This window comes from Halobium salinum, from assembly GCF_026586625.1.
GTDB classification, from domain to species: Archaea; Halobacteriota; Halobacteria; order Halobacteriales; family Haloferacaceae; genus Halobium; species Halobium salinum.
In genome coordinates this window covers 277,412-301,601 of sequence record NZ_JAODIW010000006.1, presented here as the reverse complement: position 1 = coordinate 301,601, position 24,190 = coordinate 277,412, and the positions used below count along the sequence as shown (strand labels likewise).

Sequence of the window (24,190 nt, the reverse complement as noted above, 5' to 3'; positions counted from 1 at the left end):
GGCGTACAGACAGGTCGTCGTGGCCGATTCTGGGGCCGACAGGGAATCACGCGAAGGAGAACGTGCGAGGGCTCAGTCCAGCGTCGCCGACCGCTCGTAGTTCGTCCCGTGACCGCGCGAGCGGAGGTAGCCGACGACGGCGTAGACGAACGGGGTGTCGACGAGCGCGACGAGCAGTTTCAGGAGGTACTGGCCGACGACGAGGGACAGGACGACCGAGGTGGGGAGCGGCTGGCCGATGCCGAGCAGGGTCGGCGCCAGCACGAAGGCGATGCCGACGAAGATGACGGTGTCGATGGCCTGGCTCGACGCCGTCGAGGCGACGTTGCGTAACCAGAGCATCTCGCCGTTCGTGTACTCGCGGATGCGGTGGAAGACGACCACGTCCCAGTTCTGGCTCACGACGTAGGCCGCGAGGCTCCCGAGGATGACGTTCGTCCCCGGTGCGAGCACGGCGGCGAAGCGCTCGCCGAACTCGGGGTCGACGGCGGGCGCCGAGATGGTGCTCCATACCAGCACGAGCACGACGAAGTTCATCCCGAAGGCGACGTTGACCATCGTCTGTGCGGCGCGCTTGCCGTACAGCTCCGAGTAACAGTCGGAGGCGAAGAAGGTGAGCGCGTAGGCCAGCGCTGCACCGGGCATGACGACTTCGGGCCCGACGACCGGCAACGTGACCGGGAGCGGGACGGCGAGGAGCTTCGAGGCCGTCAGCTGAGCCGTGACGAGCGCCGTGACGAACAGCGCGACGATGGCGAGTCGACCCGCCGGGAGCGCGTCGGCACCGCCGAAGCCGTCGACACCGCCGTCGGTGGCGCGTGAGGACGCGCCGTCGTCGGGCGCTCCCGACCCGCCGTCTGGCGCGCCCTCACTCGTCATCGTCCAGCCGACCGTGTCGCTCGTCGATCTCGTCGAGCAGGTCGAGCGTCTTGCGGATGGACGCCCGTATCGCGTCGCTCCGGTTGACGAACTTCCCCCCTTCGCCCACGTGGTCGTCGAGGTCCTCGAGGAGCTCGTCGGGAATCTCGACGCTGATTTTGGCCATGTCTGGATATTATCTGTGGAATACGTCGGGTAAAGAGTGTCGATACCGTACTCGACGCGAGTATTGCCGAGAGTCCGACGGGGTGACGGGGTGATTCGTCGAAGAACCGTAGGTGGTGAGAGGAGGAGACGAAAAGTGGTGAGGGGAAACTGGTGGAGGAGACACGTGGCAGGGAACACCCGGGCGACCGCGGAGGGACCACGGTGTGCCGTGTAGTCGGTCGTCAGTCGGCCGACGCGCGTCCCTCGTTCTCGTTCTCGGACTTCCTGGGGGCGAGGTCGCGTCGGCCGCCGAGGGTGAGCACGTAGAGGATGCCGAGGCCGACGCCGTAGGCGACCATCAGCGGCACCGTCACCATGAACATCGTGATGATGTCCGCGGGGGTGAACAGCGCGGCGAACGTCATGATGCCGACGGTCACCTCGCGCCAGCGGCCGCGCATGCCGTTGAACGTCACGCCGGCGGTGTTGAGCAGAACCATCAACACCGGCACGTCGGCGAGCAGGCCGATGCCGATGGTCGTGTAGAAGATGAGCCAGAAGAAGTCGGAGATGCGGTAGCTGATGATCATGTTCGCCCGCACCGCCTCCTCCACGAGGTAGCTGATGACCGTCGGGGCGACGAAGCTGTATCCGAGCGCGAACCCGCCGACGAGGCCGAGCAGGAGAAAGGCGAGCCAGCCGAAGATGACGTTGCGGTGGCCGCGGACGAAGTTGCGCTCCCTGAGGGCGGGCCACGCGTAGTAGGCGATGAGCGGGATGGTCGCCGCCGCCGCCACGAGCGTCGAGAACTTCACCTCGAAGATGAGCGCCTCGACGGGGTGGAGCGCGATGACCTGGAACTCGTCGGGGTTGATTTCGGTCGGGAGCCGCGAGAGGAAGTCCACCCGTACGTCGCCGATACCGCCGGAGTAGAGCCAGTAGAACGTCCCCGCGAGCACCGCCATGAACAGCCCGACGATGCGGAACGTCTTCGACGTGATGGAGTCCAAGATGAACCGGATGTCGGTGTAGTAGCCGCCGATGTCGTCCTCGTCGGTCTCACCCTCGGTCAACTCGGACATGAACGAACCGCCGGCGCGGGTGGCGCGGTCCTCGACGGTGCCGGGGTCCGGGGTGGCCTCCTCGCGTGCCGTCTGTGCCTCGTCGTAGCGGTCGAGGACGGCCTGTGCCGACTTCGAACGTCCCTGCTCGTTCAGCAGGTTCGCGTAGCCCAGGGCCTCCTGTTCGGTCATGCCGGCGAACACCGAGGGCGGGGCGTTCCGGAGCTGTGAGGCCGAGAAGCGGTCGAGGTCCGCCGTTCCCGGGTCGCGCCCCGCCTGCCACGCCGCCGAGAGGACGAAGAGGAGGCCAAAGAGGAGGACGGCGACCAGCGCGACGCCGACGGCCGCGCCCGCGACGGTCGCAGTCGCGAACCCGGGACCGGTCGGGGGGAGCGCCTCGGCGAACCCGCGAAGCGTCGCCTCGTACGTCGCCGGCGCGTATGGAATCACGTACTGACGGACGGTCCGGGCGAGGTAGACCGCGAGGGGCGTCGCGAGTAGCGCGTAGGCGAGTCCCCCGACGAGCACTGCGAGGCCGGCGAAGACGTTCCACGCGCTCCCGAGTCGGCGGCGCCAGTTCACCCGGGCCGCCCCGAGGACGAACGACTCGCCGATTCCGTCGGCCGTGCGGAAGACCGGGTCGGCGCCGCCGGTGGAGCCGCTCGCGCCGGTCGCCGTCGCGTCGCCGCTCGCTGCCTCGGCCGAGGCCCCCTCCTCCACCTCGTCCGCGTTGTGCTCGTCGTAGCGGTCGAGAATCGTCCGGGCCTTCTCCCGGTCGTCGGCTTCCATCGCCTCGCGGGCGAGCGCGAGCGCCTCCTCCTCGGTCATCGACTCGAACGCCTCGGGTGGGGCGGCCTCGACGCCGGCCGCGTCGAGTCCGGAGAGGTCGATACCCGCCGGGTCGCCGACGCGACCGGTCCGTCCGGCCCCGTCGTCGGCGGTGCCGAGGGCCGCGTAGGCGACGTACAGCAGGGCGACGAGCGCGAGCAACAGGCCGAGGAGGGCGCCGGCGAGGAGGATGGAGACGAGGGCCGGGACCGACTCGGGGAGGGCGACGGGGAGGTCGTAGAGCCGGAAACTGCTCCCGATGCTCGCCAACAGGTCGTTGGTGTACACGACCCCGCCGCGGGTGTAGAACAGGTAGACGGCGGCGACGCCGGCGGCGAACGCGCCGACGACGACGTTCCAGCGCTCGGCGGCCGAGGCTCGGAGGTCCATCGACTCGCTGCCGCGTTTGGCCGTGACGACCATCTTCGCGAGGTAGAGGCTGAACCCGTAGAGCACGATGAGGGGCACGGCCCACATGATCTGCGTGAAGGGGTCCGGCGGCGAGAAGACGGCGCCGAAGACGAAGATGGCGACGACCGCGTAGCGCCACTTCTCGCGGAAGGTCTCGTAGGGGACGATTTCGGAGTACGAGAGCCCCGTGATGGCCAGCGGCATCTGTGCCGCGAGGCCGAAGGAGACGGTGAGCAGGAAGATGAACTGCGCCCACAGGACGATGGAGTAGCGCGGCTTGAACCCGGCCGCCAGCGCGTTGCCGGCGAGGAACTCGAACATCAGCGGGAAGAAGAGGAGGTAGCCGTAGGCCATCCCGGCGAGGAAGAGGACGACGGCGGTGAGCGCGATGGTGACGAGCTTCCACGGCGCGACGGGGGACTGCGGCCAGTACCCCCGAGCCCGGAGCGGCTCCCGGGCGAAGTAGATGAACGACGGTAGCGCGACGATGATGCCGGCGACGAGCGAAATCTTCGCCTGCAACAGCAACACGTCGAATGGAGTCTGGGCGATAATCTCGAACTCGCCGACGGTGACCTCGTCCATCTGCGAGATGGTGACGTTGCGGAGGAAGTTCCAGACGTAGAGGCGCAGCGCGTAGAAGGTCCCGAGGAACCCGACCAGGAAGAAGATGAACACCTTCTGGAGGTCCTTCTGGGCGGACCGCAGCATGGCACCGGCGGTCTCCCGCCCCTCGTCGATGGCGCGGCGAGTGTCCTCGTCGAGCGCGCTAGACATACCGGGTGAAAGCCCGCTCGCGGTTATCAATCTTTTCGAGTCGGTCGCGACTCGGCGGCCGTCCACGCGCGCCGATGGAAAAAGGCCTATAACGGAGCGAGAGCGAACGGTACCTGAATGCCGGACGAACCGGAGTCGGACGCCGACGTCCGAGCGGGTGCCGACGGGCCCGACGACGAGGAGCCACGGCCATCCGAGACGGACGACGCGCCGGACGCGGACGGCGTCGACGACGGTGAGAGCGCCGAGAGCGACGGTTCCGCGGGGTCCGGCGTCGCGGGGCCGAACGGACGGGACGCCGCCGACGCCGGCGAGAGCGACGACGGCGCGACCGGGACCGACGACGGCGGCGACGTGGACACGGCAGACGATGCCGCCCCGGACGACGGCGACGACGCTGAGAGCGCCGATGACGACGGCCCCATCGAGGGGACCGGCGTCGACGACGACCGCATGGCGGCCTACGCCGCCACGATAGGCGGTGGCGGTGACGACGACAGCGACGGGGACGAAGACGGTGGCGAGAGCACCGACGGCGACCCCGGCGACGACGAGGCCTCGCCGTCCGCAGGGTCTCACGTCGGCGACGGCGAGGACCCCGAGCCGGAGCGACTCCCGGGGTACGAGAGCGAGAGCGAGAGCGGGTCCGACGACGCCGAGGACGGCCGCGGCGCCATCACGCCGGTCGAGGGCGAGCGAGACGCGGAAGACGAGCCGGACCCCGACCCCAACCACGAGTACGACGAGGACGAACTCGAGGAGGAGTTCGGCGCCGAGGCGGTCGACCCGCCGACGCCGGTCAACGACCCGGCGGCGGAGGCGCGTCCGGAAGGAGTGACCGACGGCGCCGGGACCGCCGCGGGGGCCGACACCGGCACCGTCCCCGAGGACGACTGGGTCGAGGACGACTGGGACGAGGACTGGGCCGACGCCGGCATCGTCGGCGAGGGGCCGGAGTCCGACGAGGAGATGCCGCTCGCGGACCACATCGAGGAGATGGTCAAGCGGGTCGGCGTCGTGCTCTTCGTCGGTCTCGGCGTCTCGCTCGCCGTGTTCGGCCTCGGCGAGACGTCGGCGTACGTGCCCAGCTCCATCGAAATCGTCGAGTACCTCTGGAGCTACCAGGTTCCGGCTCCGCTGGAGAACCGTCCCTACGTGTACGGCCCGCTCGAACTGCTGTTGACCCAGCTGAAGGTCGCGGGCCTGACCGGCCTCATCGTCGGCCTCCCCGTGTTCGTCTACGAGACGTACTTGTTCATGCGCCCCGGGCTCTACCCGAAGGAGCGTCGCTACTACCTCGCGGCCGTCCCGACCAGCCTCGTGCTCGGCCTGCTCGGCGTGCTGTTCGCCCACTTCATCATCCTCCCGCAGCTGTTCGAGTACTTCACCTACTACACGGCGGAGGCGGGGGACATCCTCATCGCGTACGGCCTACAGGAGACGTTCACTCTCATCCTCGTGATGATGGGGTACATGGCGGTCATCTTCCAGATTCCGCTGTTCATCATGCTCGCAATCATGATGGGACTGACGACCCGGGTGTGGATGGAGGAGCGCCGACTCCTGTTCTGGGGGGCGTTCCTCGGGCTCTCGTTCACCTTCGTCGCGGTCGACCCGACCGGGATGGCGCCCATCGTCATCGCGGTGACGATGGTCGTGCTGTTCGAGGCGACGCTGGCGCTCCTACGCTGGACCGGTAACTGACCGTCCGCGTTCTCGCGCTCCGGCTCTCCGCGCCCCCGCGACTCTCCGCTCAAAACCGCCGCAATTCTCCGTCTCCGTCTCAAGCCGCCGCGTGTCCGTCGCCGGTGGAATCGACGCCAGCGTCGGTCGCCGTCGCCGACTCCGCCGCCGCGAGCACCTCCGCACGGGTCTGCAACGCCTCGTTCATCGCCCGGAACCCCCGCTCGGTCGCGTCGCCGAGCCAGCGGTTCACGAGGCCCGCGAGGACGCCCGAGAAGCGTTCGGCGTGGACGAGTCGAGTCCGTCGGCCCCCGGCCAGGGGCTTCAGGACGAACCGGTGCTCCCCGTCGTACAGCCCGCGGACGCCGAGGTGACCGACCCACCGGAGTTCGCGTCCGGTGTCGGCGACGGTGACGGTCGGACGGAAGGTCGCGGGGCGCTTGCCCGGCGGTCTGAGTTCGACGGCGAGGCGGGCGCCGACCGTGGGGCGGCCGGCGACGCTCATGAACGGGTTCCAGAGGTCGTACTGCTCGAACGCCGTGAGGACGCGCCAGACGGTCTCCGGGGGCGCGTCGATATCGATGGTGGTGTGAAGGTCCATACGGAGAGATGGCGCCGGGAGAACGTGAAGCTCGCGAGCGACGGGGTAGCAGGGGGTCGGACGCCCGCGGAGTCGGCTGCGGCGACCGCGGCGAACGCGCTATGTCCCCTGCCCGCGAAGAGCGGGGAGATGGCGACCGTGGTACTCGTCCGGCACGGGGAGACGACGTGGAACCGGGACGGTCGCGTCCAGGGCTGGGCACCCTCCCCGCTCACGGAGCGGGGTCACGCCCAGGCCCGCGCGCTCGGCGCCCACCTCGCGACGACCTACGACGCCGACCGGGTGGTCTCCTCGGACCTCCGGCGGGCCGTCGAGACGACCGACCACGTCCGGCGGGCGCTCTCGCTCGACGCGACGTTCGACCCCGCGTGGCGCGAGCGAAACTTCGGCCGGCTCCAAGGGCTCACCGACGCGGAACTGTTCGGGACGTTCCCGCAGTTCGCGCTCGCGGCGACCGGCTACGCCGCCGCGCTGGAGACCCCCGAAGACGGCGAGGCGCTGGTCGACACCCGCGAACGGGTGCTCGGTGCGTGGCGGGAGCTTCGGACGTCGCTCGCTCCCGACGAGACGGTCGTCGTCGTCTCCCACGGCGGACCGCTCTACCTCCTGCTCGGCGAACTGAAGGGGCTGGACGTCGTCAGCGCCATCGTCGACCAGGAGCAGGGCAACTGCGCGGTGAACGAACTGCGCGTCGGCGGCGACGGGTCGGTGACACTCCTTCGAGAGGACGACAGAGCCCACCTCGACGGCGTCGACGTCGGCGACGAGACCGACGTGGACGCCGGGGTGACGCGGGAGTGAGAGCGGTCGGAGCCGGCGAGGGGGGACGCTACTCGCGGGTCGGGTACTGCGTCCCGAACACGTCGGCCTCGGCGGTCGCGGCGTCGTCACTCGCATCCGGTCCGTTCCCGGCCTCCTCCGCGGGGCTCACGCTCCCCGTGCGGTAGCCGCCGAGGTCGAGGGTGACGTGGTCGAAACCGACCTCCGTGAGGTGGGTGCGGGCCGCCTCGGCGAACTCCGGGTCGAGCGCCCGGTCGAGTTCGTCGGCGCCGACCTCGATGCGCGCGAGACCGTCGTGGTCGCGGACGCGGAACTGTTCGAACCCCCAGCCGCGGAGCAGGTTCTCGGCGCGCTCGACGCGGGTGAGGCGCTCCTCCGTGACCTCGACACCGGTCGGGATGCGCGAGGAGAGACAGGCCATCGAGGGTTTGTCGGCCACGGAGAGGTCGTACTCGCGGGCCAGCTCGCGGACCTCCTCCTTCGAGACCCCGTGAGCGAGGAGCGGGGACCGCACTTCGAGTTCCTCGACGGCGCGGAGGCCGGGGCGGTGACCCTCGCCGGGGTCGGAGGCGTTCGTCCCGTCGCACACGGTGGCGACCCCGAGCTCGCGGGCGCGGTCGTACATCCGCCCGAGGCGCATCGTCCGGCAGTGGTAACAGCGGTCGCCGTCGTTCTCGACGAAGTTCGGGTCGTCCAGCTCGGAGAACTCCACGATTTCGTGGCGAATCCCAATCTCCTCGGCGACACGTTTCGCGTCTTCGAGTTCGGCCTCGGGGAGCGTCTCGCTCTTCGCGGTGCAGGCGACCGCGTCGTCCCCGAGGGCGTCGTGGGCGAGCGCGGCGACGACCGAGGAGTCGACGCCGCCCGAGAAGGCGACGAGGACGGCGTCGCAGTCGGCGAGGGACTCGCGAGCCGCGTCGGCCTTCGCGGCGAGGTCCTGTGCGTTCTGGGTCATGTGGTGTCGGTTGTGGACGATGGGGGATAAACGGCGCGAATCCGGGGATGTCGTCGCTTGCTCACCGGCTTCCGGACCCGTCCGGCGCCGACCGCGATTCGTTCAGTTTCGTCGGAACGTTCAAATAGTGGAACCGGCCTCTCCGACGAGAGGGATGAGCATCGAACAGTCGAGCACCGGGGGAGCCGGGGTCGAGCGCTGTGAGGAGTGTACGGAGAACGAAGCCGCCAGACACGTCGCCCACGCGGGCCACGACGTGTGGCTCTGTGGCGACTGTACGGGCCGGTTCTGGCGCGGCGAAATTCTGAACGACGGCGCCGCGTTCTGACGCCCTCGCCCATGCCGCGACGACGACCCCTACTCCACGACGACCGTCCGCGACTCGACGTGCGGGAGCAGCGGCAGGTCGGGAAAGGAGACCTCGACGGTGAACTCCAGTTCGTCCTGTGCCCCGAACACCCCGACCGGCACGGTCGTCGAGTCGGAGAGATACGTCGACTTCGTGTGCATCTCGACGCCGTTGACCGTCACGCGAATCCCGACGCGAGCGTTGCCGGCGGTCGTTCGTACCGTGACCTCCCGCATATCGTTCGCTCCCGTCGCGATGGAGTCGGGGAAGGAACCCCACTCCACCTCGATTGCGGGGAGTTTCCGGGCGGCGGCGGCGACGCGCTCCGCGACCCCCTCCGAGAGTCCGACCCGGACCAGTCCGTCGACGCCGACGTCGACCACGTCGGCGGGTGATTCGATACCGGCGCCGGCGAGCGTCCGAGCGCGACCCGACCCGATGCCGTCAACGGCGGTCAGCCCGACCGCGTCGCGGGGGACGCCGTGTTCGACGCGGGCCTCGACGCGGCGGACGAGGTTGGCGGCGCGCGGACCGGCGAAGGTGGCGAGGAACTCCCGGAGGGCGGCGAGCAGGCGGAGGGCGTTCTGGCGGATGACCCACGCGTCGCTCCGGAGGTCCCCCGGAACCGAGTTCGCCATCGACGCCTCGAGGATGGCGAGTACCTTGCGGTTCCCGTCCTCCAGGTTCGAGTCGACGCCGCGGAGGGCGTTCTCGACGGCGTCCGATTCGGCCTGCCGGGCCGAGACGGAGTCGAACTCGTCGGCGGCGGCGACCGTTTCGAGCACGGCGTCGACGGTGACGCTGTCGCGTTCGGCGAGGCGTCGGAATCGGCGGGCCGTCTCGAGGCGGAGGTAGTACTTCGAGGCGAGTCGGCCGAGGTCCGACGCCGAGATGCGTAGTTCCTCGTCGGTGTCGACGAAGCCGCGCTCGACGAGCGACTCCAACGTCGCTCGCACGCGCTCGCGGACCCCCTCGAAGTCGTACGCCTCTGGTTCGCTCCGGGCGCGGACGTAGTAGAACGTGGTCTGCAGCCACGACAGCACGTCGTCGAGGTCGCGGATGGTTCCCATGGCTATCTCGGCGTTGAGGTGGGCGTCGATGTCGTCGGCCAGGTTCGACTCTATCTCCTTGCCCTCCCGGAGCAGGCGCCGGTACTTGTCGGCGTCCGCGTGGTCACAGACGACCCAGCCGTACCCCACGTCGTCGTACCCGGGCCGACCCGCCCTCCCGAGCATCTGGAGCACGTCGAGCGGGCTGATGTCCACCTCGCCTTCGAGCGGGTCGTGGTACTTCGTGTCGCGGATGACGACACAGCGAGCGGGGAGGTTCACGCCCCACGCGAGCGTCGAGGTCGAGAAGAGGAGCTGAATCTTCCCCTCCTTGAACCACTGTTCGACCCTGTCCCGGTCGTTCTTCGAGAGGCCGGCGTGGTGGAAGGCGACGCCGTCGGGCACGGAGCGGCGGAGGGTGTCGTTTCCGAGGTCCTGAGCGTCGGTGTGGAAGTCGTAGTCGCCGCGGGCGCCGATGGGGACGTCGCGTTCGGCAATCTCGTCCCGCGCCTTCTTCGCCGCCATCACGGTGTCCTGCCGGGAGGAGACGAAGACGAGCGCCTGGCCGTCCTCGCGGATGTGGGGTTCGACGATGTCGAGCGTCCGGTAGAGCCGCCGGTACTTGTCGGCGAAGGTGTTCTCCCCGTGGGTGTAGGTCTTCACGTCGGCGTGGAGGTCGACGGGTCGGTAGTCGTCGCCGAAGGCGAACGTCGCCTCCGGGGGAGCGTCCAGCCAGTCGGCCACGTCCTCGATGTTCGGCATGGTCGCGGAGAGCGCGACGATGCGCGGGCCGCAGACGCGGCGCAGGCGCGAGACGGTCACTTCGAGGACGCTCCCGCGTTTCTCGGAGTCGAGCAGGTGGACCTCGTCGAGCACGACGCAGTCGACGGCCTCGATGAACCCGTACCGTGGCGAGTCGTGCTTTCGCGTCGCCGAGTCGGCCTTCTCGGGGGTCATCACGAGGATGTCGGCGCGTTCGGCGCGTCGAGGGTTGAGGTCGCGCTCCCCGGTGACGACGTAGACGGAGTACCCCAGCGACTCGAAGCGCTCCCACTCGGACTCCTTCTCGTTGGTGAGCGCGCGCATCGGTGCGACGAAGAGGGCGGTACCGCCGTCGCGCAGACACTTGCAGATGGCGAGTTCGGCGAGGGCGGTCTTCCCGCTCGCGGTGGGCGCGCTGGCGACGACGTTCGCCTCGGAGTCGAGCAGGGCGGGGAGCGCCTCCCGCTGCATCCGGTTGAACTCCTCGAAGCCGAACGCGTCGGCGAACTCGGGAACGGCCTCGGCGACCCTCACCGGGCCACCCCCCTCGACATCGAGACGGACCCCGTACCGACGTAGACGGTCATCGTAGGCTCTCGGGCGCTATGACTCAAAGGGGTTTCCGTCGCGGAGTGAAAGTGAACTGGCGGACGTGCGGTCGGTGACGACGGACCGAAGCCGACGCCGTCGGCCCCCGCAGGCAAGTGACCCCCTGCCGAAGAGCCGGCGCCATGAGCGTCATCGCCGACCTCACCGTCTCGTCGGAGTCGTTTCTCCTCCCGGAGGCGCTGTCGGCGGCTCCGGAGGTCGTCGTCGAGCTCCAACCGGTCGTCGCACACGCCGACGACGGCGACGTTCCGTACTTCTGGGTCCGACACGGGGACCGGGCTCACACCGAAGCGGCCATCAGAGACGACCCGACCGTCGAGGACGTCGTCCTGCTCGACGAGACCGACCGCGGAGCGTCCTACCGGGCACGGTGGACCGAGGACGCCGCGGGGGCGGTACGCGCGTACCTCCAGACCGGTTCGACTATCCTGGAGGCGACCGGGCGCGCGGACTCGTGGCAGCTCAGGATGCGCTTCGACGACGACGAGGCGCTAGCGGCGTTCCACGGCTTCCTTCGGGCGGAGTCGGTCGCGTTCGAACTCGAACAGCTGTACCACCCCGACGGACCGGTGGACGAGGACCGGCGGGGACTCACCGCGCTCGAACACGAGACGCTCACCGAGGCGTTCGAGCGCGGATACTACGAGGTCCCCCGGCGGGTCAGTATGACCGACTTGGCCGACGAGATGGGAACCAGTCAACAGACGCTCTCGAAGCGGTTTCGGCGGGCACACGCGGCGCTAATCGAGAGCGGTCTCTCGCTGAGCAGTGACCCCCGGTCGATCGACGGCGACCGGTCCTCCGAGGGATAAAGCCGCGATGATGACAACCGGGGCCGTCTTTTCACCCGGAGCGCTACACGTCGATGCCCGTCGGACGGGCGATAACCCGTCCGTGCGGGTGCTCGCCGGAATGCACAGTTCGTGCCGGCCGGTGACACTGACGAGGGGGTCGCTCGGCCTCCTCGGAGGGATTCGACTCACATGACCGAGGATACGACGGAGGCGCCGGTAGTCGAGTGTCCGAACTGCGGACAGGAAGTGTTGGAGATATACGTCGAGTCGGGACGCTGTCCGGACTGTCCGGAGGAGAACGGGTAGGCTGTCGCGCCGGCCGGGCCGCCGTCGACACGCACGGTATGAACCCCGAGAGGTAGCAAGCCGTGGCGATTTGCGTCGGCGAGCGTCTATCGACCTCCTGCCCGTCGTGGTCGATACTCGACCGGGATGGGCACGCCGGAGTGCACGCCGCCCGCGTGTCCCGGCTCTCCGCGGGAGGGTGCCCGTCTCAGGCCCCTCCCGCCCGATGGACGGAGGTGAGAGACGTGACCGACGACGCGAGAAACGAAGCGACGGACGTGCCGCTCGCGAAGTGTCAGAGCTGCGGAGCGGAGGTGCTCGAACCGTACGTCGACTCGGAAGGCTGTCTCCACTGTCGCGACGACCGAGCGTCGTCGTGCGCCGAAGACTGAGCGGATACCGTCACCGGAGCGCCGGTCGGGCGGCCGCGGGCGAGTTCAGTCCGCGGGCGTGCTCCCACCGGCACGCTCTGCCGCCCGTTCGAGCATCCCGCCGCGAGCCGAGTAGCAGAAGTACGCACAGAGCCCGACCGCGGCGACGACGTTCGACAGCGTGACGGCCCAGAACACGCCGAGGGCGCCGTAGCCGGCGAGGAAGGTGAGTCCGGCGGCGACCGGGACCCGGACGCCCCAGTACTGCAGCATCGTCGCGACCATGCTCACCGTGGTGCGCGAGGCGCCGTTGAAGCCGGCCTCGACGGTCTTGATGGCGCCGAGCGCCCAGTACCCCAGCGCGAGAATCTGGAGGTACGCCACGGTCAGTTCGAGTCCCGCGGCGGAGAGGTCGGGGACGAACGCGAGCGCGATGGTCTCGGGGAAGGCGAACTGGACGCCGCCGACGAGCACGCCGACGAGGAGTCCGCCGCCGGCGACCGCCGTCCACGTCACGCGGGTCGCTCGGTCGGGCTTCTCCGCGCCGAGGTTCTGGCCGACGAGGCTGGTCGCGGCGGCGCCGACGGCCGCCGCGGGGACGAACGCCAGCGTGGCGATTCGGGCGCCGACGATGTACGCCGCGAGCCCCGCCGCCCCGCCGGCGACCGTGACGACCGCGACGAGCAGCAGCCGGGCGAACTGTCGGGCCACCTCCTGGCCGGCCTTCGGGAGCCCCACCGAGAGCACCTCACGGGCGACCGCGGGGTCGAAGGCGACGGCCTCACGGTCGAGAGTGAGGTCGTGTCGACCGCTCAGCGCGATGCCGAGCGCGACGAGGAAGCCCGCGGCGTAGGCGAGCACCGTCGCCAACGCGGCGCCCTGCACGCCGAGGCGAGGGAACTCCCACCAGCCGAAGATGAGAAACGGGTCGAGCACGACGTTCAGCAGGATGGCGAAGACGTTGATGTACAGCGGCGTCTTCGAGTCCCCCCAGCCGTAGAAGCCGCCCTCGAACACGTCGCTCATCGCCGGGAACACCTGTCCGAGCGCGATGACGACGAGATAGGCGAAGGCGTACTCGGCGACGGCGGCGTTCGGCGCCACGTCGTCGAGGAACACCGACGCGAGTCCGACGACCGACAGCGAGGCGACGAGCGTCACCGCGAGGACGACGAGCAGCGATTGGAACGCCGCCCGGTTGGCGCCGTCGGCGTCGTCGGCGCCGACCCGCTGGGAGACGACGACCTGCCCGCCGGTGTAGGCGACGTAGGTCCCCACGTGCAGGAACCCCAGCACGGGGGCGAGGAGGCCGATGGCCGCTACGGGGTCCTCCCCGAGGCGGCCGACCCAGAAGATGTCCACCACCTGCTGGCCGACCAGCACCAACTGCTGGGCGAGGATGGGCGTCGCGAGGAAGGCGAGTGCCCGCGGGATGGACCCATCCGTGATGTCTTCTTTCGATACGTCGAACATCGATATGATTTGTCCATGTGTACCTACAATAAATGACTATCGGTAGGTGACCACATCACACACAGCCAGTACCCCTTCTAACGGGACGTTAATCCCTTACTGTGTCATGGGCGACTCCTCGACGCGGAGGGCACTGTTAATGAGCGACTTGTGGCCCCGGCGGAGCCGCTCCGAGAGCGCCTGCTGGGAGACCCCCAGCTCCTCCGCGAGTTCGCCCATCGTCACCCCACGAGGGACGTCGAAGTACCCCCGCTCGGCGGCCCTGACGAGCGCCTCGTACTGCTCTCGGGTGAGGCCGAACTCGCCGCGGCCGACCGACCCCTGCAGGTCGTGGATGTTTCGGATGGTGAAGGTGAGGTCGTTCTCCGTACAGAAGTCGTGGGTCGCGGAGAGCGCCTCGCGGTCGGGGAACAGCACCCGGAGGAACCAGCGGTCGCCGTGGCCGTGCATCTCGACGACGGTCGCCTCCTCGTCGAGCACCATGTGGAGCACGGTCTGGATGTCGGCTACCCAGTGCATCCGATACAGCTGTTCGTCCTCGAGGTCGTCGAGCAGTCGGAGCTGGTCGACGCTCGGGTCCGCGTTCAGGCTGTCCTCGACCCCGGAGATGGCGTCCCCGGAGACGCGGACGTACGGCATGATGTGGTCCTGGTCGTGGGCCGCCATCCGCACCACCTCGAACTCCGTGTCGGGGTGGGCACGCAGCGTCTCCGCGAGGGCGAACTCGTCGGCCGCCAGTTCGACTTCGGCGATAGTGCTCATGTCCGACACTCGGGCAGCCAGCGGCTTAGTTGTCGGCCAGTACGCTTAAACGCCGATTCAGCGCGCCTGAGACCGGTTTCGACGGATTCGGCACCGGCCCCCGACAACCCCAACACGGCGTCTCTCCCGGGCCGAGTCGGCGGATATCGTCCGCCGCGTTCCGTGTGAAACAATCAGTATATACAGGCACAACGGGCATCCCCCTGAACCCCCGTTGTGAAACTACGACACGGTTGGGCGTCCCGGCCCCGTCTCGTGGTTGTGGGCCCGTCGTCCGCCGGAATGCCACTCAATGACAACACACACAGCGACTCCGTCCGGTCGACGAGACGCGGACGGTGTGAGAACTCCCTACGAGACGGGCGCCGCGGACCGGAGAGCCGACGACTCGGCCGTCGGAGGGGGCCGGTAGATGGCGACCGACCCGAACGGCGCCGTCCCGAACGTGGAGGGGCCGGACGCCGAGACGGGGGTCGCCGGGGCCCTCGACGACCTCGTCGTCGTCTCGAACCGGGAGCCGTACCAGCACCGCTACACCGAGGAGGCGGGCGTCGTCGTCGACACCCCCGTCGGCGGTCTGACTGGCGGCCTCGACCGGGTGATGCGACGCACGGACGGCACCTGGATAGCCTGGGGCGACAGCGACGCCGACCCGTCGGTCGTCAACGCCGCGGACTGCGTCCGCGTCCCGCCGGGCGACCCGAGCTACACCCTCCGACGGGTGTGGCTCGGCGAGGACGCCGTCCGCGAGTACTACTACGGGTTCAGCAACCAGGTGCTGTGGCCGCTCTGTCACGGACTCCACGGGAAGGCGGAGTTCGACCGCGCGTTCTGGGAGCGCTACCGCGACGTGAACGCACACTTCGCCGAGACCGTCGCCGAACACGTCGAGCCGGGGTCGACCGTCTGGTTCCAGGACTACCACCTCGCGCTCGCCCCGCGGATGGTCCGCCAGAGCCTCCCGGCCGGGACGCCGCTCGTCCAGTTCTGGCACATCCCGTGGCCCGAGGCGGACACCTTCCGCGCCTGTCCGGAGGGCGAGGCGCTGCTCGACGGCCTGCTCGGCACCGACGTGCTCGGCTTTCACGTCCCCGAGTACTGCCGGAACTTCCTCGACTGCGTCGCCCGCGAACTGCCGGGCGCGACCGTCGACCGGGACGCCGGCGAAGTGGTCTACGACGGTCACCGCACGCGGGTCCGAGCGTTCCCGATGGGCGTCGACGCCGAGCGCATCGGCGACGTGAGCGCGAACACCCCCGACGGGTTCTGGGAGTCGTTCCGCCGCGAGCACGGGGTCGTCGGGTCGACGGTCGCCGTCGGCGTCGACCGCCTCGACTACACGAAGGGCATCCCCGAGCGCCTCGACGCGCTGGAGCGGTTCTGGGAGCGCAACCCCGAGTGGCGCGGCGAGTTGACCTACGTCCAGAAGGCGACCGAGTCGCGCTCCGCGATTCCCGCCTACCAGCGCCTCGGGACAGAGGTGCGCGACGGGGTCGAGCGGGTCAACGACCGCTTCGGCACTGACGAGTGGACGCCGGTGGTCTACCTGGAGGAGCACCTCTCCGACGCCGACCTCTACGGGCTGTACCGCCACAGCGACCTCGCGCTCGTCACGCCCGTGCGCGACGGGATGAACCTCGTCGCGAAGGAGTACGTCGCCGCCCAGCCGACCACACCGGGCGAGGCGGGTGTGCTCCTCCTGTCCGCGCTGGCGGGCGCCGACGACGACCTCGGCGACGACGCACTCACCGTCCACCCGAGCGACACCGACGGGTTCGCCGACGCCATCGGCGAGGCCGTGTCGATGCCCGACCACGACCGCGACCGGCGGATGTGCCGGCTCCGGAGTACGGTTCGGACGAACGACCTCGACGCGTGGATGGGCGACGTGTTCGCGGCCGTCGAGGGGGTTCGTGACGGGGTCGGCTCCGTCGGGACCGGCGACACTGCGGACTGAACCCCTCCGTTTCCGCTCCGCTTCTTCGGCGAGGAGTGAACGCGTATCTGCACAGCGGTAGGCTCGGGAACGGGAGACGAGTCGAACCCGACCGACGCCGACGGGAAAGGCCCCCGAACCACCGCCGAATCCTCACGTTTTTGCCCTCCCCACCGAAGACACGAGTATGAACGGGAGGCGCAAGCCGGACTGGCTGAAGATGCGGCCCCCATCGGGACAGCGGTTCACGGAGATCAAGCGGACGCTCCGCGACCGCGACCTCCACACCGTCTGCGAGGAGGCCAACTGCCCCAACATGGGCGAGTGCTGGAGCGGCCGCGACGGCCCCGGCACCGCGACGTTCATGCTGATGGGCGACCGCTGTTCGCGAGGCTGTAACTTCTGTGACGTCGAGACGGGCGGGATGGAGCCGCTCGACCCCGACGAACCCGCGAACGTCGCGGTCGCGGTGGCCGAAATCGGCCTCGACTACGTCGTGCTCACTTCCGTCGACCGCGACGACCTCGAAGACGGCGGCGCGGCCCACTTCGCCGAGACCATCCGCGAAATCAAGGAGCGCGACGCCGGAATCCTCGTCGAGGTGCTCATCCCCGACTTCGGCGGCGACCCCGACGCAGTCCGCGAAATCATCGAGGCCGAACCGGACGTCATCGCCCACAACGTCGAGACCGTCGAACGCCTCCAGTGGCCCGTCCGCGACCGCCGGGCGAACTACGAACAGACGCTCTCGGTGCTCGAACAGGTGAAACGGGAGTCCGACATCCACACCAAGACGAGCATCATGCTCGGATTGGGCGAGTACGACCACGAGGTGTACCGTACGCTCGCCGACCTCCGGGAGGCCGACGTGGACGTGGTGACGTTGGGGCAGTACCTCCAGCCGTCGCGGTCGCACCTCGACGTGTTCGAGTACGTCCACCCGGACGTCTTCGACACTTGGGCGCGGGTCGCCGAGGAGGAACTCGGCTTCGGCTACTGCGCCTCCGGGCCGATGGTCCGCTCCTCGTACAAGGCCGGCGAACTGTTCGTCGAGCGCGTGCTCCGCGACGGCAAGAGCGTCGAGCAGGCACGCGACGAGGCTCGCGCCGCCGCCGGAAGCTGAGCGCCGCTCGCCGGCCGAACGGGCCGTGTGACTCACGCAGGTGGCGCGGGCCACGCGATGGTACGAGGTCGGTCGACGGAGCCACGGCCGGTAGAGCGACCGGTCGCTCAGGCGAGAAGCGAGTCGAGGCTCGGCGGCGCGTCGGCCGACGGGAGCCGACGACGCGCCGCCGGAACGATGTGGCTGACAGGCAGGGTGGTTCGCTCCGTCGGTCTGTCGAGGCTGTGTGGAGCGGGCGATTCGTCCGAGCGGGCACTGTTTACCCGTACCCGGCATCTCTCGACGTTCGTATTAAATTCGCCCCTAAAACAATCTGATACACCTAGTAGTTCACGACATCCGTGGAACTTTGGTTGGTAGCCGGAACCCGTCCCATCGTGTGGTGACTGTGGGACGAAAACACGCCACACGGCGATTCTTCCCGTTCGTCCATTATCTTGGTAAATGAATCGGGATGGTGCCGGGGTTCGGGGCACATCCGGGATAGGAATTGACGATTGAGGATTTTTCTGGAGCTGGATGGACGCATCAGGATGCTGTGGCAGTATTTCTGCCCATAGTAAACTATTTACGAAAGTCATTTAATGCGGGCGGGAGACCGTGTGTCCATGCGAAGGAGGGCTCTACCGTGAGTACGCTACAGCACGACCCGGACGACCGGGTGCAGGTACTCGACGAGGACGGGGAGGTCGTCGGCGACGTCCCGGACCTCTCCGAGGACGACCTCGTGGGAATGTACCGGCACATGCGGCTGGCGCGCCACTTCGACCAGCGCGCGGTGAGCCTCCAGCGGCAGGGCCGCATGGGGACGTACCCGCCGCTGTCCGGTCAAGAGGGCGCCCAGATCGGCTCCGTCTACGCGCTCGAGGAGGACGACTGGATGTTCCCCTCGTACCGCGAGCACGGCGGCGCGCTCGTGCGCGGGGTCGGCCTCAAGCAGACCCTGCTGTACTGGATGGGTCACGAGGAGGGGAACAAGATACCCGCGGAGGCGAACGTCTTCCCCGTCGCGGTCCCCATCGCGACGCAGATTCCTCACGCCACCGGCGCGGCGTGGGCCTCCCGCCTGCAGGGCGAGGCGAAGGCGTTCATCTGTTACTTCGGCGACGGTGCCACGAGCGAGGGTGACTTCCACGAGGGGCTCAACTTCGCCGGCGTGTTCGACGCGCCCGCCGTCTTCTTCTGTAACAACAACCAGTGGGCCATCTCCGTCCCTCGGGAACGCCAGACCGCCTCGGAGACCATCGCCCAGAAGGCCGGGGCGTACGGCATCGAGGGCGTGCAGGTCGACGGGATGGACCCGCTCGCGGTGTACAAGGTGACCAAGCAGGCCGTCGAGAAGGCGAAGAACCCGGGCGAGGACGAACTGCGTCCGACGCTCATCGAGGCGGTCCAGTACCGCTTCGGCGCCCACACCACCGCCGACGACCCGACCGTCTACCGCGACGACGACGAGGTCGAGCGCTGGAAGGCGAAGGACCCCATCCCGCGCCTGGAGGCGTACCTCCGGGGCGAGGGCATCCTCGACGACGAGCGCGTCGACGAGATAACCGAGGAGGTCGAGGGTGCGGTCGCGGACGCCATCAAAGAGGCCGAGGCGGTCACTCGACCCGAACCCGAGGAGATATTTGCACACGTGTTCGCGGACATGCCCGAGCACGTACGCGAGCAGCGCGACGCGTTCGAGGCACTGCGCGAGAAGTACGGCGACGAAGCGTTCCTCAGAGAGTAACCGACCCATGGCAACCCAACAGGAAACAGAGACGCAGAACCTGACGCTCGTCCAGGCGGTCCGCGACGGGCTGTACACCGAGATGCAGCGCGACGACGACGTGCTCGTGATGGGCGAGGACGTCGGGAAGAACGGCGGCGTGTTCCGCGCCACCGAGGGGCTGTACGACGAGTTCGGCGGCGACCGCGTCGTCGACACCCCGCTCGCGGAGTCCGGTATCGTCGGCACCGCCATCGGGATGGCCGCGTACGGCCTGAAGCCCGTCCCGGAAATCCAGTTCCAGGGGTTCATCTACCCCGCCTTCGACCAGATCGTCTCCCACGCCGCGCGCCTCCGTACCCGGAGCCGCGGCCGGTACACGTGCCCCATGGTCATCCGTGCGCCGTACGGCGGCGGCATCCGCGCTCCCGAACACCACTCGGAGTCCAAGGAGGCCTTCTTCGCCCACGAGGCGGGTCTGAAGGTCGTCATCCCCTCGACGCCGTACGACACCAAGGGGCTGCTCATCTCGGCCATCCGCGACCCCGACCCCGTGATGTTCTTCGAGCCGAAGCTCATCTACCGCGCCTTCCGCGGCGAAGTCCCCGAGGACGACTACACCGTCCCCATCGGCGAGGCCGCCGTGCGACGTGAGGGGACGGACATCTCCGTGTTCACCTACGGCGCGATGACCCGCCCGACGATGGACGCCGCGGAGCACCTCGCGGAGGACGGCGTCGACGTGGAGGTCGTCGACCTGCGTACCGTCTCGCCGCTGGACCGCGACACCATCGTCGAGTCGTTCAAGAAGACCGGTCGCGCCGCGGTCGTCCACGAGGCGCCCAAGTCGGGCGGCCTCGCGGGCGAGATTACGGCCATCATCCAGGAGGAGGCGCTCCTCTATCAGGAGGCGCCGGTCGAGCGCATCACTGGGTTCGACACCCCGTTCCCGCTGTACGCGCTGGAGGACTACTACCTCCCCTCGGCGGCCCGGGTCGAAGCAGGTATCCGCGACGCGATGGAGTTCTGACCGATGGCGACGAAAGAATTCAAACTCCCGGACGTGGGCGAGGGGGTCGCCGAGGGCGAGCTCGTCTCGTGGCTCGTCTCCCCCGGCGACACCGTCACCGAGGACCAGGCCGTCGCGGAGGTCGAGACCGACAAGGCGCTCGTCGAGGTGCCCTCCCCGTACAACGGCACCGTCAAAGAGCTGCACGTCTCCGAGGGGGAGATGGTCCCCGTCGGCGACGTCATCATCACCTACGAGGTCGAAGGCGAGGCAGAGGACGAGCCCGAAGTCGACGTCGACGACGCCGAGGACGCGGGCGAGGCCCGCGCCGACGACGCGGCGGAGACGACCGACACCGCCGAGACCGAGACGGGCGAGACCGAGCAGTCGAGCGGGAAGGGCGGCCGCGTGTTCGCCGCCCCCAGCGCCCGACGGCTCGCCCGCGAACTCGGCGTCGACATCGGGAGCGTCGACGGGAGCGGACCCGGCGGCCGCGTCACCGAGGGCGACGTACGGAGCGCGGCCGAGGGTGACGCCGAGTCGGCGACAGCCGACGCCGGTGGAGCCGGAGACGACGCCGGCCCCAGGAGCGTCGAGTTCAGCGGGAAGTCCGCGACCAAGCGCAAGGGCGACGCGGAACAGGCCACGAACGGCCAGCGCGCCGGTGGCGCCTCGACCGCCGAGGCCGCGGGCCGCGAGCGCACGCTCGCCGCGCCCGCGACTCGAAAGCTCGCCGAGGACGAGGGCGTCGACCTGAACGACGTGCCCACCGACGAGGCGCGCGACGGCGAGGCGTTCGTCACCCAGGAAGCCGTCCTGCAGTACGCCGAGGCCCAGCGCGAGGCCCAGCAGGCCGACGCCGAGGCCGTACAGGCCGAGGGCGAGACCACCGAGGAACTCGTAGCCGCCGACGTCGAGGACGACGGTGCGGAGCGCGTCCCCTACCGCGGGGTGCGGCGCACCATCGGCGAACAGATGGCGAAGTCGAAGTACACGGCGCCACACGTCACACACCACGACTCCGTCGTCGTCGACGACCTCGTCGACCTGCGCGAGGAGATGAAGGGCGTGGCCGAGGAGCGCGACGCGAAGCTGACGTACATGCCGTTCATCATCAAGGCGGTCGTCGCCGCGCTCAAGGAGTACCCCTACCTCAACTCGACGCTCGACGAGGAGGCGGGCGAAATCGTCCTCAAAGACGAGTACAACATCGGCATCGCCGTCGCCACCGACGCCGGGCTGATGGTACCCGTCGTCAAAGAGTGCGACCGCAAGAGCATGCTCGAAATCGCCCGCGAGGTGTCCGACCTCGTCGAGCGCGCGCGCAACCGGAAAATCAGCCGCGAGGAGATGCAGGGTGGTACATTCACCCTGACGAACTTCGGAGCCATCGGCGGCGAGTACGCGACGCCCATCATCAACTTCCCGGAGGTCGGCATCCTCGGATTGGGTGCCATCGAGGAGCGCCCCGCAGTGAGAGACGGCGAGGTCGTCGCGGCGTCGACGCTCCCGCTGTCGCTGTCCATCGACCACCGCATCGTCGACGGCGCGGTGGCGGCGGCGTTCGCGAACACGGTGATGGAGTATCTGGACGAACCGCAGTTGCTGCTACTGGACGCATAACATGGTAGTCGGAGACGTCACGACGGGAACGGAGGTATTGGTCATCGGCGCGGGGCCTGGCGGCTACGTCGCCGCCATCCGCGCCGCACAGCACGGACTCGACACGACGCTCGTCGAGAAAGAGGCCTACGGGGGAACCTGCCTGAACCACGGCTGTATCCCCTCGAAGGCGTACATCACGGCGGCGGACGTGGCCCACGACGCCGGCAACGCCGAGCACATGGGCATCCACGCCGACCCCGCGGTCGACCTGATGGGGATGCGCGAGTGGAAGGACGGCGTCGTTTCCCAGCTGACGGGCGGCGTCGAGAAGCTGTGTAAGGCAAACGGCGTCAACCTCGTCGAGGGGACGGCGTCGTTCAAGGACGAGTCCAGCGTGCGCGTCGCTCACGGCGGCGAGGGGCAGGGAAGCGAGACGCTGGAGTTCGAACACTGCATCGTCGCTACCGGCTCGCGCCCGCTCCAGATTCCGAACTTCGACTTCGGCGACGAGCCGGTGTTGAGCTCGCGGGACGCGCTCTCCCTCGAGACGGTGCCGGACCGCCTGCTGGTCGTCGGCGCCGGCTACATCGGGATGGAGCTCTCGACTGTCTTCGCCAAACTCGACTGCGAGGTCACCGTGGTCGAGATGCTCGACGACGCCCTCCCCGGCTACGAGGACGACGTGGCGCGCGTCGTGAAGAAGCGCGCCGAGGGCCTCGGCGTCGAGTTCAACTTCGGCGAGGCCGCGAGCGGCTGGCAGGAGACCGGTGACAGCGAGGCGCAAGGCGCCTCGGGCAACCGGACGCAGTCCGGTGACGGCATCGTCGTCACCACCGAGACGGAGGACGGCGAGGAGTCCGAGTACGACGCCGACAAGGTGCTCGTCGCGGTCGGACGCCAACCGGTCACGGACACGCTCGACCTCGAGAACGCCGGGCTGGAGACGAACGAGAACGGGTTCCTCGAGACGGACGAGCGCGCCGAGACCGACGTCGACGGCATCTACGCCGTCGGCGACGTCGCCGGCGAGCCGATGCTCGCCCACAAGGGGAGCAAGGAGGGTATCGTCGCCGCGGAGGTCATCGCCGGCGAACCAGCCGCGCTCGACTACCAGGCCATCCCGGCCGCGGTGTTCACCGACCCCGAAATCGGCACGGTCGGCATGACCGAGGCGGAGGCCGAAGAGGCCGGCTTCGAGCCGGCCGTCGGGAAGTTCCCGTTCAACGCCTCCGGCCGCGCGCTGACGACCGGCGACTCGGAGGGGTTCGTCCGCATCGTCGCCGACGACGGGACCGGCTTCGTCCTCGGGGCGCAGATCGTCGGCCCCGAGGCCTCCGAACTCGTGGCCGAGGTGACGCTCGCCATCGAGATGGGCGCCACCCTGGAGGACCTCGCCGCGACCATCCACACCCACCCGACGCTCTCCGAGGCGGTCATGGAGGCCGCCGAGAACGCGATGGGTGAAGCGATTCACACGCTGAATCGGTAATCCCACGGCACGCGGAACGGAGCGGCGCGGGATTCACCCGCCGCTCCCGACTCTGCCGTCGTCTCTCCGTCTTTTTCCTTCCGCTTCGTCTCTCGACCTCTCTTCGTCTCGCTTGCCGCTCCGTCTCGGCTCGTCCGGCGGCGACCACCCGGCAACTGTGAGCGACGCGTCGGGTACGTCGGGCTCGACGCTACGGAGTGGGTATCGGGTCGGCCATCGAGTCGACTCCCTCGTCCGACAGCGCCGCGGCTGTCCGGTGCGGTGTCGACGCGAAGAGAAACGGAAGCGGCGTGGTCCGGAGCCGCGTTACGCGAGGACCGCGCTCGCGTTGTCGGTCGTCTCGTTGCCCATGGTCTCGTTCTCGCCCATGGTCTCGTTCATCTCGGTCGTCTCGTTACCCATGGTCTCGTTCTCGCCCATGGTCTCGTTCTCGCCCATGGTCTCGTTCATCTCGGTCGTCTCCTCACCCATCGTCGTCGTCTCCTCGGACGTGGTGGTCTCTTCGCCCATCGTCGTCTCTTCGCCCATCGTCGTCGTCTCCTCCGCGGCGGCGCTCGTGTTGTTGCCCGCGCCTGTCTGACCGCCACAGCCGGCGAGCAGGAGGAGCGCTGCGACAGCGACTACCGCGAGGACGCTTTTTCGTTCCATAGTTCGCACTCTGGCCGATGGTCGGGGACAGAATAAAGCGAGCCACCCGTTGGAGACGGTTTCGGACGCTTTCACCGCGGTTGTTCCGCGCCT

The 24,190-nt window shown here is 68.9% G+C and carries 19 protein-coding genes; 10 read left to right on the top strand and 9 right to left on the bottom strand.

All coding sequences use genetic code 11. From position 1 onward, the window contains the following. Window positions 1-72: 72 nt before the first annotated feature. The 3 genes from N5095_RS04875 to tatC (N5095_RS22195) form a co-directional block, all read right to left on the bottom strand. Entirely contained in the window at window positions 73-879 is an 807-nt protein-coding gene (locus N5095_RS04875) for a queuosine precursor transporter (RefSeq protein ID WP_267621608.1), read from the bottom strand. Beyond that, a complete protein-coding gene (locus N5095_RS04870) occupies window positions 869-1,045 on the bottom strand; it encodes a ribbon-helix-helix domain-containing protein (RefSeq protein ID WP_267621607.1) in 177 nt (58 codons plus the stop codon). The genes N5095_RS04875 and N5095_RS04870 overlap by 11 nt, the downstream gene beginning before the upstream one ends. A 223-nt stretch (window positions 1,046-1,268) precedes the next feature. Next, entirely contained in the window at window positions 1,269-4,103 is a 2,835-nt protein-coding gene (gene tatC, locus N5095_RS22195; RefSeq protein WP_303651547.1) for a twin-arginine translocase subunit TatC, read from the bottom strand. A 117-nt stretch (window positions 4,104-4,220) separates the two neighbouring features. Between tatC (N5095_RS22195) and tatC (N5095_RS22190) the strand changes: the two genes are divergently transcribed. Continuing rightward, window positions 4,221-5,807 (top strand): twin-arginine translocase subunit TatC, encoded by a 1,587-nt coding sequence (gene tatC, locus N5095_RS22190; RefSeq protein ID WP_303651546.1) that lies wholly within the window; start codon window positions 4,221-4,223, stop codon window positions 5,805-5,807. Between the two features lie 79 nt (window positions 5,808-5,886). On the opposite strand, the gene N5095_RS04850 is transcribed toward tatC (N5095_RS22190), so the two are convergent. Next, window positions 5,887-6,387 (bottom strand): SRPBCC domain-containing protein, encoded by a 501-nt coding sequence (locus tag N5095_RS04850; RefSeq protein WP_267621606.1) that lies wholly within the window; start codon window positions 6,385-6,387, stop codon window positions 5,887-5,889. 24 nt (window positions 6,388-6,411) lie between these two features. On the opposite strand from N5095_RS04850, the gene N5095_RS04845 reads away from it, so the two are divergent. After that, window positions 6,412-7,188 carry a histidine phosphatase family protein gene (locus N5095_RS04845; protein WP_267621605.1) on the top strand — a complete coding sequence of 259 codons (777 nt, stop codon included), beginning with the start codon at window positions 6,412-6,414 and terminating at the stop codon, window positions 7,186-7,188. A gap of 28 nt (window positions 7,189-7,216) precedes the next feature. Here N5095_RS04845 and larE read toward each other — a convergent pair whose 3' ends face one another. After that, window positions 7,217-8,122: an ATP-dependent sacrificial sulfur transferase LarE gene (gene larE / locus N5095_RS04840; protein ID WP_267621604.1), complete on the bottom strand. Its 906-nt coding sequence runs from the start codon at window positions 8,120-8,122 to the stop codon at window positions 7,217-7,219. 154 nt (window positions 8,123-8,276) lie between these two features. Here larE and N5095_RS04835 point away from each other — a divergent pair, with 154 nt between their 5' ends. After that, window positions 8,277-8,450 carry a hypothetical protein gene (locus N5095_RS04835; protein WP_267621603.1) on the top strand — a complete coding sequence of 58 codons (174 nt, stop codon included), beginning with the start codon at window positions 8,277-8,279 and terminating at the stop codon, window positions 8,448-8,450. Window positions 8,451-8,479: 29 nt separating this feature from the next. Here N5095_RS04835 and N5095_RS04830 read toward each other — a convergent pair whose 3' ends face one another. Beyond that, on the bottom strand, window positions 8,480-10,816 hold the full coding sequence (locus N5095_RS04830) for a DEAD/DEAH box helicase (RefSeq protein ID WP_267621602.1): 2,337 nt from the start codon (window positions 10,814-10,816) through the stop codon (window positions 8,480-8,482). A 197-nt stretch (window positions 10,817-11,013) separates the two neighbouring features. On the opposite strand from N5095_RS04830, the gene N5095_RS04825 reads away from it, so the two are divergent. Continuing rightward, window positions 11,014-11,703: a helix-turn-helix domain-containing protein gene (locus N5095_RS04825; protein WP_267621601.1), complete on the top strand. Its 690-nt coding sequence runs from the start codon at window positions 11,014-11,016 to the stop codon at window positions 11,701-11,703. Between the two features lie 704 nt (window positions 11,704-12,407). Here the strand turns inward: N5095_RS04825 and N5095_RS04820 are convergent. Together N5095_RS04820 and N5095_RS04815 are read right to left on the bottom strand one after the other, a co-directional pair. Next, window positions 12,408-13,814, bottom strand: coding sequence for an MATE family efflux transporter (locus N5095_RS04820; protein WP_267621600.1), 1,407 nt, complete (start codon window positions 13,812-13,814; stop codon window positions 12,408-12,410). A 96-nt stretch (window positions 13,815-13,910) separates the two neighbouring features. Next, window positions 13,911-14,576: a helix-turn-helix domain-containing protein gene (locus N5095_RS04815; RefSeq protein ID WP_267621599.1), complete on the bottom strand. Its 666-nt coding sequence runs from the start codon at window positions 14,574-14,576 to the stop codon at window positions 13,911-13,913. A gap of 412 nt (window positions 14,577-14,988) precedes the next feature. Between N5095_RS04815 and N5095_RS04810 the strand changes: the two genes are divergently transcribed. The 6 genes from N5095_RS04810 (at window position 14,989) to lpdA (ending at window position 23,449) form a co-directional block, all read left to right on the top strand. Further along, on the top strand, window positions 14,989-16,533 hold the full coding sequence (locus N5095_RS04810) for an alpha,alpha-trehalose-phosphate synthase (UDP-forming) (RefSeq protein WP_267621598.1): 1,545 nt from the start codon (window positions 14,989-14,991) through the stop codon (window positions 16,531-16,533). Window positions 16,534-16,699: 166 nt separating this feature from the next. Continuing rightward, window positions 16,700-17,635, top strand: a complete 936-nt coding sequence (lipA, locus tag N5095_RS04805; protein ID WP_267621597.1) for a lipoyl synthase — start codon at window positions 16,700-16,702, stop codon at window positions 17,633-17,635. Between the two features lie 628 nt (window positions 17,636-18,263). Next, window positions 18,264-19,367 (top strand): pyruvate dehydrogenase (acetyl-transferring) E1 component subunit alpha, encoded by a 1,104-nt coding sequence (gene pdhA / locus N5095_RS04800; protein ID WP_267621596.1) that lies wholly within the window; start codon window positions 18,264-18,266, stop codon window positions 19,365-19,367. A 7-nt stretch (window positions 19,368-19,374) separates the two neighbouring features. After that, a complete protein-coding gene (locus N5095_RS04795) occupies window positions 19,375-20,376 on the top strand; it encodes an alpha-ketoacid dehydrogenase subunit beta (protein WP_267621595.1) in 1,002 nt (333 codons plus the stop codon). A gap of 3 nt (window positions 20,377-20,379) precedes the next feature. Continuing rightward, entirely contained in the window at window positions 20,380-21,978 is a 1,599-nt protein-coding gene (locus tag N5095_RS04790) for a dihydrolipoamide acetyltransferase family protein (RefSeq protein ID WP_267621594.1), read from the top strand. 1 nt (window position 21,979) lies between these two features. Further along, on the top strand, window positions 21,980-23,449 hold the full coding sequence (gene lpdA, locus N5095_RS04785) for a dihydrolipoyl dehydrogenase (protein ID WP_267621593.1): 1,470 nt from the start codon (window positions 21,980-21,982) through the stop codon (window positions 23,447-23,449). A gap of 306 nt (window positions 23,450-23,755) precedes the next feature. Here the strand turns inward: lpdA and N5095_RS04780 are convergent, their stop codons facing one another. Then, entirely contained in the window at window positions 23,756-24,097 is a 342-nt protein-coding gene (locus tag N5095_RS04780) for a hypothetical protein (protein WP_267621592.1), read from the bottom strand. Between the last annotated feature and the right edge of the window lie 93 nt (window positions 24,098-24,190).

Coding starts and splice junctions, on each gene's coding strand:
- N5095_RS04875 (WP_267621608.1), bottom strand. CDS start 879: ATGACGAGTGAGGGCGCGCCAGACGGCGGGTCGGGAGCGCCCGACGAC.
- N5095_RS04870 (WP_267621607.1), bottom strand. CDS start 1,045: ATGGCCAAAATCAGCGTCGAGATTCCCGACGAGCTCCTCGAGGACCTC.
- tatC (WP_303651547.1), bottom strand. CDS start 4,103: ATGTCTAGCGCGCTCGACGAGGACACTCGCCGCGCCATCGACGAGGGG.
- tatC (WP_303651546.1), top strand. CDS start 4,221: ATGCCGGACGAACCGGAGTCGGACGCCGACGTCCGAGCGGGTGCCGAC.
- N5095_RS04850 (WP_267621606.1), bottom strand. CDS start 6,387: ATGGACCTTCACACCACCATCGATATCGACGCGCCCCCGGAGACCGTC.
- larE (WP_267621604.1), bottom strand. CDS start 8,122: ATGACCCAGAACGCACAGGACCTCGCCGCGAAGGCCGACGCGGCTCGC.
- N5095_RS04835 (WP_267621603.1), top strand. CDS start 8,277: ATGAGCATCGAACAGTCGAGCACCGGGGGAGCCGGGGTCGAGCGCTGT.
- N5095_RS04825 (WP_267621601.1), top strand. CDS start 11,014: ATGAGCGTCATCGCCGACCTCACCGTCTCGTCGGAGTCGTTTCTCCTC.
- N5095_RS04820 (WP_267621600.1), bottom strand. CDS start 13,814: ATGTTCGACGTATCGAAAGAAGACATCACGGATGGGTCCATCCCGCGG.
- N5095_RS04815 (WP_267621599.1), bottom strand. CDS start 14,576: ATGAGCACTATCGCCGAAGTCGAACTGGCGGCCGACGAGTTCGCCCTC.
- N5095_RS04810 (WP_267621598.1), top strand. CDS start 14,989: ATGGCGACCGACCCGAACGGCGCCGTCCCGAACGTGGAGGGGCCGGAC.
- lipA (WP_267621597.1), top strand. CDS start 16,700: ATGAACGGGAGGCGCAAGCCGGACTGGCTGAAGATGCGGCCCCCATCG.
- N5095_RS04795 (WP_267621595.1), top strand. CDS start 19,375: ATGGCAACCCAACAGGAAACAGAGACGCAGAACCTGACGCTCGTCCAG.
- N5095_RS04790 (WP_267621594.1), top strand. CDS start 20,380: ATGGCGACGAAAGAATTCAAACTCCCGGACGTGGGCGAGGGGGTCGCC.
- lpdA (WP_267621593.1), top strand. CDS start 21,980: ATGGTAGTCGGAGACGTCACGACGGGAACGGAGGTATTGGTCATCGGC.
- N5095_RS04780 (WP_267621592.1), bottom strand. CDS start 24,097: ATGGAACGAAAAAGCGTCCTCGCGGTAGTCGCTGTCGCAGCGCTCCTC.